The organism is Curtobacterium subtropicum, from assembly GCF_030362975.1.
GTDB classification, from domain to species: domain Bacteria; phylum Actinomycetota; class Actinomycetes; order Actinomycetales; family Microbacteriaceae; genus Curtobacterium; species Curtobacterium subtropicum.
The window spans coordinates 32,073-44,093 of the sequence record NZ_JAUCMM010000007.1 but is presented as its reverse complement, the minus strand read 5'-3'; the positions used below and the strand labels follow the sequence as shown (position 1 = coordinate 44,093).

Annotated in this window: 14 protein-coding genes; 8 read left to right on the top strand and 6 right to left on the bottom strand. The window is 74.4% G+C overall.

Translation table 11 applies throughout. The features are described from left to right. Positions 1 to 20: 20 nt before the first annotated feature. On the bottom strand, positions 21 to 407 hold the full coding sequence (locus QUG98_RS10870) for a RidA family protein (RefSeq protein ID WP_289470548.1): 387 nt from the start codon (positions 405 to 407) through the stop codon (positions 21 to 23). 269 nt (positions 408 to 676) lie between these two features. On the opposite strand from QUG98_RS10870, the gene QUG98_RS10865 reads away from it, so the two are divergent. Further along, positions 677 to 1,930 (top strand): glycosyltransferase family protein, encoded by a 1,254-nt coding sequence (locus QUG98_RS10865; protein WP_289470547.1) that lies wholly within the window; start codon positions 677 to 679, stop codon positions 1,928 to 1,930. A 115-nt stretch (positions 1,931 to 2,045) separates the two neighbouring features. Here QUG98_RS10865 and QUG98_RS10860 read toward each other — a convergent pair whose 3' ends face one another. From QUG98_RS10860 to QUG98_RS10850, 3 genes are all read right to left on the bottom strand, one after another. Beyond that, positions 2,046 to 2,537 (bottom strand): pyridoxamine 5'-phosphate oxidase family protein, encoded by a 492-nt coding sequence (locus QUG98_RS10860; protein WP_289470546.1) that lies wholly within the window; start codon positions 2,535 to 2,537, stop codon positions 2,046 to 2,048. 150 nt (positions 2,538 to 2,687) lie between these two features. Beyond that, positions 2,688 to 3,314 carry a hypothetical protein gene (locus tag QUG98_RS10855; RefSeq protein WP_289470545.1) on the bottom strand — a complete coding sequence of 209 codons (627 nt, stop codon included), beginning with the start codon at positions 3,312 to 3,314 and terminating at the stop codon, positions 2,688 to 2,690. A 187-nt stretch (positions 3,315 to 3,501) separates the two neighbouring features. After that, on the bottom strand, positions 3,502 to 4,611 hold the full coding sequence (locus tag QUG98_RS10850; protein WP_224441436.1) for an LLM class flavin-dependent oxidoreductase: 1,110 nt from the start codon (positions 4,609 to 4,611) through the stop codon (positions 3,502 to 3,504). A 112-nt stretch (positions 4,612 to 4,723) separates the two neighbouring features. On the opposite strand from QUG98_RS10850, the gene QUG98_RS10845 reads away from it, so the two are divergent. Then, on the top strand, positions 4,724 to 5,653 hold the full coding sequence (locus QUG98_RS10845; protein WP_289470543.1) for an SDR family oxidoreductase: 930 nt from the start codon (positions 4,724 to 4,726) through the stop codon (positions 5,651 to 5,653). A 171-nt stretch (positions 5,654 to 5,824) separates the two neighbouring features. On the opposite strand, the gene QUG98_RS10840 is transcribed toward QUG98_RS10845, so the two are convergent. Continuing rightward, positions 5,825 to 6,592, bottom strand: coding sequence for an SGNH/GDSL hydrolase family protein (locus tag QUG98_RS10840; protein ID WP_289470542.1), 768 nt, complete (start codon positions 6,590 to 6,592; stop codon positions 5,825 to 5,827). A 99-nt stretch (positions 6,593 to 6,691) separates the two neighbouring features. Further along, positions 6,692 to 7,480 carry an NRDE family protein gene (locus QUG98_RS10835; protein ID WP_289470541.1) on the bottom strand — a complete coding sequence of 263 codons (789 nt, stop codon included), beginning with the start codon at positions 7,478 to 7,480 and terminating at the stop codon, positions 6,692 to 6,694. Positions 7,481 to 7,545: 65 nt separating this feature from the next. On the opposite strand from QUG98_RS10835, the gene QUG98_RS10830 reads away from it, so the two are divergent. The 6 genes from QUG98_RS10830 (at position 7,546) to QUG98_RS10805 (ending at position 11,954) form a co-directional block, all read left to right on the top strand. Next, positions 7,546 to 8,847, top strand: a complete 1,302-nt coding sequence (locus QUG98_RS10830) for a bifunctional phosphopantothenoylcysteine decarboxylase/phosphopantothenate synthase (protein ID WP_289470666.1) — start codon at positions 7,546 to 7,548, stop codon at positions 8,845 to 8,847. 45 nt (positions 8,848 to 8,892) lie between these two features. Beyond that, positions 8,893 to 9,291 carry a DoxX family protein gene (locus tag QUG98_RS10825; RefSeq protein WP_058729100.1) on the top strand — a complete coding sequence of 133 codons (399 nt, stop codon included), beginning with the start codon at positions 8,893 to 8,895 and terminating at the stop codon, positions 9,289 to 9,291. Beyond that, entirely contained in the window at positions 9,288 to 10,085 is a 798-nt protein-coding gene (locus tag QUG98_RS10820; RefSeq protein ID WP_289470540.1) for a DUF2071 domain-containing protein, read from the top strand. The genes QUG98_RS10825 and QUG98_RS10820 overlap by 4 nt, the downstream gene beginning before the upstream one ends. Then, positions 10,082 to 10,543, top strand: coding sequence for a DUF1810 domain-containing protein (locus tag QUG98_RS10815; protein ID WP_289470539.1), 462 nt, complete (start codon positions 10,082 to 10,084; stop codon positions 10,541 to 10,543). Before QUG98_RS10820 ends, QUG98_RS10815 begins: the two co-directional genes overlap by 4 nt. Positions 10,544 to 10,665: 122 nt before the next feature. Further along, the gene (locus QUG98_RS10810; protein ID WP_289470538.1) at positions 10,666 to 11,328 is read left to right on the top strand and encodes a GntR family transcriptional regulator; all 663 of its coding nucleotides are present in this window, start codon (positions 10,666 to 10,668) and stop codon (positions 11,326 to 11,328) included. A gap of 164 nt (positions 11,329 to 11,492) precedes the next feature. After that, positions 11,493 to 11,954: a MarR family winged helix-turn-helix transcriptional regulator gene (locus QUG98_RS10805; protein WP_289470537.1), complete on the top strand. Its 462-nt coding sequence runs from the start codon at positions 11,493 to 11,495 to the stop codon at positions 11,952 to 11,954. The last annotated feature ends 67 nt before the right edge of the window (positions 11,955 to 12,021 follow it).

The following is a 12,021-nucleotide window of genomic DNA, read 5'->3' as shown; positions in this document are numbered from 1 at the left end:
ACCGGGACGCCGGTGGACGGTCAGGAGGCGCTGGGCAGCACCGCGACGACGTCGATCTCCACGAGGATGCCGGCCAGGTGCGACTGGACGGTCGTGCGCACCGGGTACGGCTCCGAGAAGTGCTTCGCGTACTCCGCGTTGAAGGCCGCGAAGTCGCGGTCCGAGTGCTCGAGGTGGACGGTCGACTTGACGACGTCGTCGAGGGTCGCGCCGTGCTCGGCGAGGACGGCGGCCACGTTGGCCAGCACCTGGGCGGTCTGACCGGCGACGTCGTCCGCCATCACGCCGGTCGCCGGGTCCTGCGGTCCGAAGCCAGCGGTGTACAGGAACCCGTTCGCCACGATCCCCTGGCTGTACGGGCCGGCCGGGGCCGGGGCGTTCTCGGTCACGATGGCGGTCTTCGGCACGGTGGCTCCTCGTGGGTCGTCGGACGTGGCCCGGCAGCGCGGGGTCGGCAGCACGGTCTCCGCGATCGTGCTCCCGTCCCGTCGGGCGCGGGCCTTCAGGCTAGGACCGGCCACGCGACGGAGGCCGACCACCCGCCGGTGTCGTGCCGTCCTGCAGAACGCAGGACGAGTCTCCCGGCCGGCGGTGGTGCGTGCCGGAGGGTGCCAGGCGACGGTCGGTACGCTCGTGTCGTGCCCACCACGAGCCCTGCGCCCGCCGGAGCGGGCCGGTGAGCCGGACCGACGGCGCCGTCACCGGGACGCTCGCGAACGGCCGACGACGCATCGTCGACCTGGCGACGAGCCTGCCCGTGTGGGCCGCGGTCCTGCTGGTCTGGGGCGGCGGGCGTCTCGTGTCCACGGTCTGGTTGGCGCTCGCCTACCCGCTGATGGCCCGTGCGATGCCGGACAACGCGATCTGGGGGAACGAGCACGGCTTCGGGTCCTTCCTGACCGCGTGGGACGGGCAGTACTACGAGCAGATCTCCGTGCACGGCTACCCGAGCACGCTGCCCCTCGACACCGCCGGGCACGTCGCACAGAACGCATGGGCCTTCCTACCGGCGTTCCCCTTCGCCATCCGGATGCTGACGGCCTCGACCGGGGTGCCGTTCACCGTGGGTGCACCGCTCGTCGCCCTCGCCGCCGGGCTGGTCGCGACCTTCCTGCTGCACCGGTTGGTGAGCGACCGTGCCGGGCACGCCGCGGGCATGTGGGCGGTCTTCTTCTTCACCTGCGGTCCGCTGTCGTTCCTGCTCCAGGTGGGCTACGCGGAGAGCACCTTCCTCGCGCTGACGTTCGGTGCCCTGCTCGCGCTCGAGCGGCGTCGGTACGGCCTGCTGACGGTGCTCGGGGTCGTCGCCGCGTTCACGCGCCCGGGTGCGCTCGCGCTGCCGCTGCTGCTCGGGGTCGTCGCACTGGTCCGCTGGGTGCGGGCACGACGGACGGCAGCCGGCACCGGTGTGCGGTCGCTCGACGCCTTCCCCGTGGCGGAGCGGGTGCGGGTCGTGGTCGCGGGCGTGGTGATGGCGGCTGCGGGGCTGGCGTGGCCGGTCGTCGCGGCGCACGTCACCGGGCGGCCTGACGCCTACCTCGAGACCGAGATGTCCTGGTGGGTCAACTTCATCGGGCGGGTCGAGTTCACGCCGATGACGCCCTGGTTCCTGATCGCCGGCCGCTGGCTCGGGGTCGGCGGCGTCCTCATCGTGGTGTTCCTGCTCGTGGCGTACCCGGTCTGGCTGCTGCGCCGGTCGACCCGGGCACTCGGCGCCACGACGGTGCTGTACTCCGCCGCCTACGCGCTCTACATCTTCGCGGTGTCGCTGCCGATGGCGTCGACGCCCCGGCTCCTCATGCCGCTCGCGCCGCTGTTCGGCTCCCCCGAGCTCGTCGCACGGCCCTGGATGCGCTGGACGTTCGTGAGCTGTGCGCTGCTCGGGCAGCCGGTGCTCGTCGCCGTGCTCTGGTTGCTCGGCCCGCCCTGACCCCGACCCGGACTTCGCCGAGACGCCGCCGCGACGGCGAGACGCCCCGGATCCGGAGGCGTCTCGCGTGCTCGGCGGTGTCTCGCCGCTGCAGAGGTGTCTCGATGGACTCCTGCTAGAGCTCGACGGTGCCGTGGTGGCCGGTGTCGGGCTGGCTCTGCTTGCCGAGCGCGGCCTTCAGCGTCTGCACCAGGCTGCCGACCGGGCCGGTGTCCTGCGTCCAGTACTCGACCGAGTCACCCTCGACGGTCAGCAGTCGGATGGTCGGGTCCTGTCGGCCCTCGGGGAACCACGCCTCGGCGAACGGTGACCAGAGTTCGTCGATCACGGAGTCGTCGCGGGTGACCGTGGCCGTCCCGGCGATCGACAGGTAGCCGCCCTGCGACTCGATGGCGACGTTGACGTGCGGGTTGCGCACGATGTCCTCCACCTTCTCGCTGCCGTCCTGCACCAGGAAGCGCAGGGTCCCGTTGAACGCCTTGTCCTGCACGGCGAGGGGACGGGCGTGCAGGTTGCCGTCGTCGCTGACGGTGGTGAGCAGGGCGGTTCGGGCGCCGTGGACGATGTCCGAGATGGCTGCGCGGTGGTCTGCCTGCGTGTCGGTCATGATGCTCCTGTTCGTCGTGCGCCCCGTTGTGCTCGACGTCCGGCCGGGCACTGCCCGGGCGCGTTCCGTTCCCGTCAGTGTGCCCCTCGTCGCTGGGACCTGCCCGGCGCGGCCAGGCTGGCCCCGGAGCGCGGAGTGGACGGGCCGGGGTCAGGCGGAGGGTTCGCGGATCGTCGTCTCGACGTCGACGACCTGCGGGACGCGCGGCATCGAGGCGAAGCCGAAGGCCACGGGCGGGTCGAGCGGGGCCAGTGTGCCGAGCGGCTCCCCCGCCCAGGACCCCGAGACGGCCGTGACGTCGTGCGCCCCGGTCACGCCGTAGTACTCGCGACGGCCGCCTCCGGCGGTGCCGGCGGTCCCCGCGCCGGGAGCGACGAGTCGTGCAACGGGGTCGATCACGCTGAGCCACCTGGGGTCTCGCGCGATCGGCTTCGGCACGATGCGGAGCACCCGCCCGAGCGGCGAGATCGCCCCGACGTCGATCGAGGCGCGGAGCGGGCCGGCGTCGAGCTCGAGCCCGCGCGCGGTCCGCCGGGCGCTGACGTCGACCACGGAGACGGTGTCGAACCGGTAGGTGCCGGAGACGTACGCTGCGACGATCTCGTCCGGCGCGAGCAGCACGCTCGACCCGTCGGGCTGCTCCACGAAGACGTCCGTGAAGGCCCCGAACGGCGACCGCTCCCACATGCCGACGACGAACCGCACGCCGGACGTCGTGCCGACGCCCATGATGCGACCACGGAACCGACGCTCGACGATCTCGGGACGGGGTGACATGCCCTGGACGCTACCCGGCGCTGCCGTGAGCCGGCGTGGCGGGCGCAGGGCGGGCCTCCCGGCCGGATGCCGGCCCGTGCCGCTGACGCTGCTGCTGCTGCGGAGCGGAGCGTGACGCAGAAGCGACAGACTGTGCCGGAACATCGGCGCACATCTGTCGCTTCCGCGGGAGGAACGGGACGACGCCCTACGGCACCGGCACCGGCTCGGCGAGCAGCTCGCGCACCCGCGGCGCGACCCGCGTGCCGTAGAGCTCGATCGACCGCATCATGTCCTCGTGCGGCAGGCGCCCCGTCGCGTAGCGCATGTCGAAGCGCGAGACGCCGAGGATCCGCATGTTGCGCGCGATCTTCCGCGCCACCGTCTCCGGCGACCCGACGTACAGCGACCCGCCCGCGGAGAGCCCGGCCTGGTACTGCGCGGCGTCCAGGGGCGGCCAGCCGCGCTCGCGGCCCAGACGGTCGGTGACGGCCTTGTGGTACGGCCAGTACCGCTCGGCGGCCTCCTCGTCGGTCTCGGCGACGAAGCCCGGCGAGTGCATCGCGATGGGCTGCTGCGGGAGCTCGAGCTGCGCCAGCGCCTGACGGTAGAGCCGCGAGAACGGGGCGAACTGTGCCGGCTGCCCGCCGATGATCGCGAGGAACAGCGGCAGGCCGTACGACGCCGCGCGGATCACGGACTGCGGCGAACCACCGACGCCGACCCACGTCGGGATCGGGCCGTGCTCGAGCTTCGGGAAGACGTCCTGGTCGACCAGCGCCGCACGCTTCGTCCCCGACCAGGTGACGGCGTCGCCGCCGCGCAGGGCGTTCCAGAGCTGCAGCTTCTCCTCGAACAGGACCTCGTAGTCCGACAGGTCGTAGCCGAACAGGGGGAACGACTCGGTGAAGGACCCTCGGCCGAGGATGACCTCCGCCCGACCGTCGGACAGGGCGTCGACCGTGGCGAAGCGCTCGTACACGCGGACCGGGTCGTCCGACGACAGCACGGTGACGGCGGAGCCCATCCGGATGCGTTCGGTACGGGCGGCGATCGCAGCGAGGACGACCTCGGGGGCGCTGACCACGAAGTCCTCGCGGTGGTGCTCCCCGACGCCGATGAAGTCGATGCCGACCTGGTCGGCGAGCACGGCCTGGTCGACGACGTCGCGGATGCTCTGTGCGTCGGACCGGAGCGACCCGTCGGCACGCTCGGTGACGTCGCCGAACGTGTCGAGGCCGAGCTGCACCGGTCCGATGCGCTCGGGTGCGGGCGGCGGGACGTCCGAGGGACGGCCGGTGCCGAATGCGTTGCTCATGTGCGCCTCCTGGTCGATGCGTTCGCATAGATCGTAGCACCCTGCGGCCCCGCAGGCCATCCCCGCGACCCCGTCCGGCGACCGGCCAGCACGGCGGCGTAGCGTCCCGCGCATGGCGAACATCCCCGACCAGACCGGCCGTCGCATCGTCGTGACCGGCGCGAACAGCGGCACGGGCAAGGAGACCGCGAAGCGACTCGCCGGCGCCGGGGCGAGCGTCGTGCTCGCCGTCCGCACGACCGCCAAGGGCGAGGACGCGGCCACCGAGATCCGCCGGGAGCACCCGGGCGCCGACCTCGAGGTCCGCGAGCTCGACCTCGCCGACCTCGGCAGCGTCCGCCGGTTCGCCGCGGGGATCGCCGACGAGGACCGTCCGCTCCACGTCCTGGTGAACAACGCCGGTGTGATGGCCCCGCCCGAGCGCTTCGAGACCGCCGACGGCTTCGAGCTGCAGTTCGGCACGAACTTCCTGGGGCACCTGGCGCTGACGAACCTGCTGCTGCCGACGCTGCTCGGCACGGCCTCGGGCAGCGACGACCCGCGGCCACCGCGCGTCGCCACGATGTCGAGCCTCGCCGCGATCCCCGGCAGCATCCGCTTCACCGACCCACAGTGGGAGCACGGCTACAACGGCTGGCGCGCCTACGCCCAGTCGAAGCTCGCCGACCTGCTCCTCGCCCTGCACCTGCACCGCCTGTCCGTCGAGCGGGACTGGCCCCTCGTCAGCACGGCGGCGCACCCCGGGTACACCCGCACGAACCTGCAGTCCGCCGGGCGTTCGCTCGGCCGCGACCGGCCGGTGCGGGCCAGCGACCGCGCACTCCCCCTCACGCAGGCGGTGGAGCAGGGCGCGGAGCCGCTGCTCTACGCCGCGGTCGGTCCGGCTGCGGTCGGCGGCGCCTACTACGGGCCGTCCGGGTTCGGCGGCCTGACCGGTCCGACCACGACCGTGTCGGTGCCGCGGTCGGCCCGCAGCGCGGACCTCGCCCGCTCGCTGTGGGCGGTCGCCGAGGACCTCACCGACACGCACGCGCCCGCCTGACCGACGGCGCGCGGCGGCGGCGCGGCACGTCGGCGGACCACGGCGTCACGGCACGTCGGCGCACCGCGGCGCCGCGGCAGATCGGCGCACCACGGCGCTGCGGCAGATCGGCGCACCGCGACGTCGCGACACGTCGGCCGGGAGGCACCACCCGCCCCCGCCCCGTCGGCGTCAGAACCGCACGTGGTCCCGCGCGAACGCAGCGATCACCCCGGCCTCGAGGGCACGCTGCCCACGGGCGGTCGGGTGCACGTCGTCGGACTGCATCCACTCCGGGTGGCCGGACAGCGGCTGCCCGACGTCGACGTAGGTGCCACCGTCGCGCCGGACCGCCCGGTGGAGCGCGTGCGAGATCGTCGCGAGCTGCGCCGGCGGGGCCTGCTCGTTCCACACGGCGCTCAGCCCCACCACCCGGGCCTCGGGCAGGTCGCGGTGGACCAGGGCGACGAGCTGGTCGGTGGCGCTCGTCACCTGCGCGTCGTCCTCGCCCAGGTCGTTGGAGCTCGCCTGCACGAAGACCACCCGGGGTCGCAGGTCGACCGCGCGCTTCACCAGTCCCGGGTACGCGCTGGCGCACTCGTCCTGGTCCCCCTCGGCGACGACCCCGGCGCCGTCGCAGGACAGGTTCGTCAGCTGCCACCGTTCGGTCCGGGCGAGGAGCGCCGGCCAGGCCTGCTCCGGCGTCAGCCCGTGACCGCCGCTCACCGAGTCACCGATCACGACGATCCGCTCCCCCGGGGCGTGGTCCCAGGCGCGGCCGGTCGCGCTCGGCGACGGTGCCGCGGCCACCGAGGAGTCCTCGCTGCACCCGACGAGGGCGAGTGCGGTGAGGGCGGCGAGCGCCGTCGCGACGACGGCTCGGCCGCGGGGGCGGCGGCGCGGGGCGGGGCTGCCGTCGCCCGCCGGGGTGAGCGGGGACGGCCGTGTGGTCGGGGTCACGTCGGGGACCGTACGCCGTCCGGCCACGACCGGACCGTCCAGTGCGCTGCTGCTCCTCACAGCATCGGGGGTCCTCGGGCGGCAGCGTCGGGTCGTGCCTCAGGCGCGGTGGAGCTCGACCGACCCGTCCAGGCGTCCCGGGTGGGCGAGCCGGGCGTGCTGCAGCACCGTCCGACCGGGTGCGACCGCGGCGGCGACGACCGACAGCGTCGCGACGTGTCCGTCCGGCTCGACCGCGTCGCGGAGGATCGCGTCCGGGTGGTCGGAGGGCAGCATCGAGGACTCCGCGAGCACGCCGAACCACCCGCTCCAGCCGTCGCCCGCGTCGTCGCCGTGGTCGACCGTGCGGAGTTCGTCGAAGGGGCCGAGGACGGGCGGGCCGGTCGGTGCGGGGGCACTGCGGAAGGCCTCGAGCCAGCGTCCGATGCGCGGTGCCGCAGGGTCGTCGGGCGCGCCGTGGGTGACCATGTGCACGCCGGGCGCGAGCTCGGTCGTCCGGACCGCCGTGCCGTCCCACGTGTCGACGGCGGCACCGTCGGCCGTGGCCCGGACGAGGTTGAACGCCCGGGTGGTCGGGAGCGCGTCGTCGTGACCCGGGGCCGCACCGGTCAGGGCGTCGAGCGGCAGCACCCCGCGGGTCGTCCACGTCCCGTCCTCGCTCGGTACGGCCTCGGCGCGGTTCAGCACGACGGCGAGTCCCGCGGTGTCCGAGGCCGCGAGCCAGGCGCCGCCGGCGGACCGGTCGCGGACGCCGCGCACGGTCGGGTCGAGCTCGGGCCACCAGGCGGCGGGCGGGTCCCAGGGCCGGTCGGGCGACTCGTCGCGGAGGGCCAGCACGGTGACGGGCCACGCGGCGGCGGGGTCGACGCGGACGACGACGGTGCACATGGGCTCGATCCTCGCACGGCGCTCCGGGTAGCGTGACCGACGTGGATGCTGCAGCAGGTCGCCGTCTGTCCGTCGTCGTCGGGATCACCGGGGGCATCGCCGCCTACAAGGCCGTCGGGGTGGTCCGCGACCTCGTCAAGCGCGGCCACGACGTGCACGTCGTCCCGACCGAGGGCGCGCTCCGCTTCGTCGGCCTGCCGACGCTCGAGGCGCTGAGCCGGAACCCCGTCACGACGAGCGTGTGGGACGACGTCGCCGAGGTGCGGCACGTGGCGCTCGGACGCCGGGCGGACCTGGTGGTCGTGGCCCCGGCGACCGCGGACGCGCTGGCGCGCATGGCGCACGGCCTGGCCGGGGACCTGCTCGGGACGACCCTGCTCGCGACCGAGGCACCCGTGGTCGTCGCGCCCGCGATGCACCCGCAGATGTGGGAGCACCCGGCGACGCGCGCGAACGTGCGCACCCTGCGCGACCGGGGGGTGCACGTCGTCGGCCCGGTGGTCGGTGCGCTCACGGGCGACGACGCCGGGATCGGCCGGATGGCGGAACCCGAGGAGATCACGGCCGCGGCGCTGGCGGTGCTCGACCGCCCGGCGGAGGCGGGGCGACGGGACCAGGGCGGGGAGGGCCTCCCGGCCGGTGCCGTGGCGGGGACGGGCTCCGGTGCCGCGGCGACGGGCGCGCGGGGTGACCAGGGCGACCTCGCGGGGGTCCGGGTCGTCGTGAGCGCCGGTGGGACGCGGGAGCCGTTCGACCCGGTGCGCTTCGTCGGCAACCGGTCGAGCGGTCGCCAGGGGGTCGCGATCGCCGCGGACGCCGTCCGACGGGGCGCGACGGTGACGCTCGTCGCCGCGAACGTCGACACCGGGCTCACCGCGGGGCTCGGGGCGACGGTGGTGCCGGTCGGGTCCGCCCGGGAACTCGCCCACGCGGTGCACGCCGCGGCGACCGATGCCGACGTGGTGGTGATGACCGCGGCGGTCGCCGACTACCGACCGGCCGAGGTCCGACCGGACAAGCTGAAGAAGGACGAGCAGGGCGACACCATGACGCTCGAGCTCGTCCGCAACCCGGACGTGCTCGCCGACCTCGTGCGCGCGCGCCGCACCGGGCAGATCGTCGTCGGGTTCGCGGCGGAGACCGAGCCCGACCGCGATGCCCGGATCGCCCTCGGCCGCGCCAAGATCACCCGGAAGCCGGCCGACCTGCTCGTCGTGAACCACGTCGGGTGGGACGCGGGCTTCGAGCGCGAGGAGAACGCCATCGAGGTGCTCGTGCCCGGCGGCGAGGTCGTCCGTGAGACCTCGGGCAGCAAGGCCGACGTCGCCACGGCGGTGCTCGACCTCGTCGCGACCGCGCTGACCTGAGCGACGCCCGGCAGCCACACGGGCGGCGGCGTGCACGATGGGGCCATGCGACGACGCGAGCGCTCCCGACGCGCCACCCGGACCGCCACCGTGCTCGCCGTGCTCCTCGGCGGGGCCGGTGTCACGCACTTCCTGCGCCCGCGCGGGTACGACCGGATCGTGCCGGAGGGACTCCCGCCGCGTCTGACCACGGTCGTGTCCGGCGTGGCCGAGCTCGGCATCGCCGCCGGGCTCGCCGTCCCCGCCACCCGACGGGCGTCCGGATGGGCGGCCGCAGCCCTGTTCCTCGCGGTGTTCCCCGCGAACGTCAAGATGGCCGCCGACCTGCTCGACAGCCCGCGCGCCGGTCGCGTCGCACGACTGGTCGGCGTCCTGCGGCTGCCGCTGCAGGCCCCGCTCGTCGCCTGGGCCGTGCGCGTCGGCCGACACGCGCCGCGTCGGTGACCGAGGCGGTCGCCCGGCGGGCTGCGGTCCCGCTCGTGCACCGTCCGGTCGCCGTGCACGCGTGGGAGGACGTCGTCTTCGCGCACTGGCGCCGGGACCCGTCGTCGCTCGCCCGGCTCGTGCCGCGGGGCACACGGCCCGACGTGGTCGACGGGAGCGCGTGGGTCGGGTTGACCGCGTACGTGTTCCGCGAGACGGCCGTCCCACCGTTCCCGCCCTCACGGCGACTCGGCTCGATGACCGAGGTCACGATCGAGATCCCGACCGTCGACACCAGGGGGCGCCACGGCATCGTGTACCGCACGGTCGACACCGGCCACGTACCCGCGATCGTCGCCGCGAACACCCTGCTCGGCGTGCCGTACACGTTCTCGCACGTCCGGGCGACCCGTCGCGGGGACACCCTCGACCACCGCTCCGTCCGGCACCCGGCCCGTGCGGCGCACCCGGGGCGGTGGGCTCGGGAGCTCCTGCGGGGCCGCCAGCCCAGTCCGCCGCGACCGCGCCCGCGGCACGACGCCGTCGTCCGGGTCACCGCCGGCGAGGTGGCGGACACGCCGCTCGCCGCCGCGCTCACCACCCGCTCGGGCATCCACGCGCGACACCTGGCGCAGACACTGTTCTGGCAGCGACAGCACGCTCCGCTGGCGACCCGTTCCGCCCGGCTCGAGCGGCTCGAGGGCGACCTGCCGGACGCCGTGGGGCTGCCCGGACTCCTCGACCGGGCACCCGACTCGTTGCTCGTCGTGGACGCCACGACGGTGCGGTACGCATGGGGCGGGGTCGTGCGGTGAACGTCGACGGAGACGCCGTCGACCGGCAGGACCGCGACCGGTACGACCTCGACCGCTTCGTGCGCGCGCAGGAGGGCGTGCACGAGCAGGCGCTGGAGGAACTCGCGGCCGGCCGGAAGCGCTCGCACTGGATGTGGTTCGTGTTCCCCCAGCTCGCCGGGCTCGGGCGCAGTGCGACGGCGCAGCGGTACGCGCTCGAGGGCGTCGCCGAGGCGCGGGCGTACCTGGCGCACCCCGTGCTCGGACCCCGACTGCTCGAGGCTGCCAGGACCGCGGCGACTGCTCCGGCCCGGAGTGCGGACGACCTGTTCGGAGGGATCGACGCGCTGAAGGCCCGCTCGTCGATGACGCTGTTCGCCCGGGCCGCGGTGGACCCGGCACCGTTCCGCGCGGTCCTCGACCGGTGGTTCCACGGCACCGAGGACCCGCTGACGGTCCGGCTCCTCGACGAGGCCTGAGCACCGGCGCCGCCCCGGCGACGCGTGACGGACGACCGTTCACATATCAGGTACGGTGATCACGCGCCGACACCGACCGGTTCCGGCGTCCCACACCGTCCACCGAGAACGAGGACACCCGCATGCCGGTCCCCAGCAGCGCCCCCACCGAGCACCAACTGCTCCGCGACACCGTCCGCCACAAGATCCACGCCGCGATCATGGACGGCACGCTGGAGCCCGGTGAGCGGCTGAACGACGACGAGCTCATCGCCTGGCTCGGCGTCTCCCGCACCCCGATCCGCGAGGCCCTCAGCCAGCTCGCCCGCGCCGGTCTCATCGAGATGGCGCCGAACCGCTACACCAGGGTCACCACGCCGAAGGCCGAGGAGGTCGTCGAGGCGATGCAGACCCTCGGGGTGCTCTTCGGCGGGGTCGTCCGCCTGGCCGTCCCCCGGCTCACGGCGTCGACGCGGAAGAAGATCCTCGCGCAGCTGGACCGGACGATCACGGAGCTCGACGCCCACGACGTCCCGGCCGTGAACCACGACGCCCTGTCCGTCTTCGGGCTCTACGTCGACGCCTGCGGGAACGAGAACCTGCAGCGGGTGTGCCGCGACACGACGGACGGGCTCGCCTTCCGACTGCGCCTGCCGAACCTCGACGAGCTCATCGACTGGGACCAGCTGACCACGGACTTCCGGCGCCTGCGCGACGCGACCGAGAGCGGCGACAACGTGGCCGCCGAGCTGGCGACCGAGGCGATCCACCTGCTCCCCGGCGAGAAGCAGCACCGCCCGGGCTGAACGGACCTGTCACTCCGTACAGGAACGCCCGCTCCGGACCACGGAGCGGGCGTTCGCGCACTCGGCGGCGGCCCGCCCGGTGCTCGGTAACGGTCCTGCCCGCACCGGTAGCATCGCTCCGACCACGGTCGAACCGCCTCGACCCGACGACCCGGGAGCCCCGCATGAGCCACCGCCAGCCGGACCGCACGGAGATCGCCGCACGCCTGGCCGCGGCGGTCGGACGCATCAACCGTCGCGCCCGCACGGACTCGGCCTCGCTCGGGTACGGACTCGTCTCCGCGCTCGCCACGATCCAGACCGAGGGACCCCTGCGCCCCGGCGACCTGTCGCGGATCGAGGTGGTCACGAAGCCGACCATGACGCGCATCCTGACCGAGCTCGAACAGCGCGGGTTCATCGAGCGCGAGGCCGACCCGACGGACGGTCGGGCGTTCATGGTGTCGGCCACCCCGGCCGGGATCGCGGCCGTCGAACGGGCCCGTTCGGACCGCACCGGCATCGTCGCCGGACTCATCGCCGACCTGCCGGCCGAGGACGTCGACGCGATCGCCGCGGCCCTCGTCGCGCTCGAGCGGATCGGTCAGGGCGAGCGCACCCAGGAGGCTCCCACCTCCGGCAGCTGAACCCGTCGCTCGGCGGCCGTTACCGAACCGTTACCGAGGGGTGGACGGACGGTTCTGCCAGTCCTCC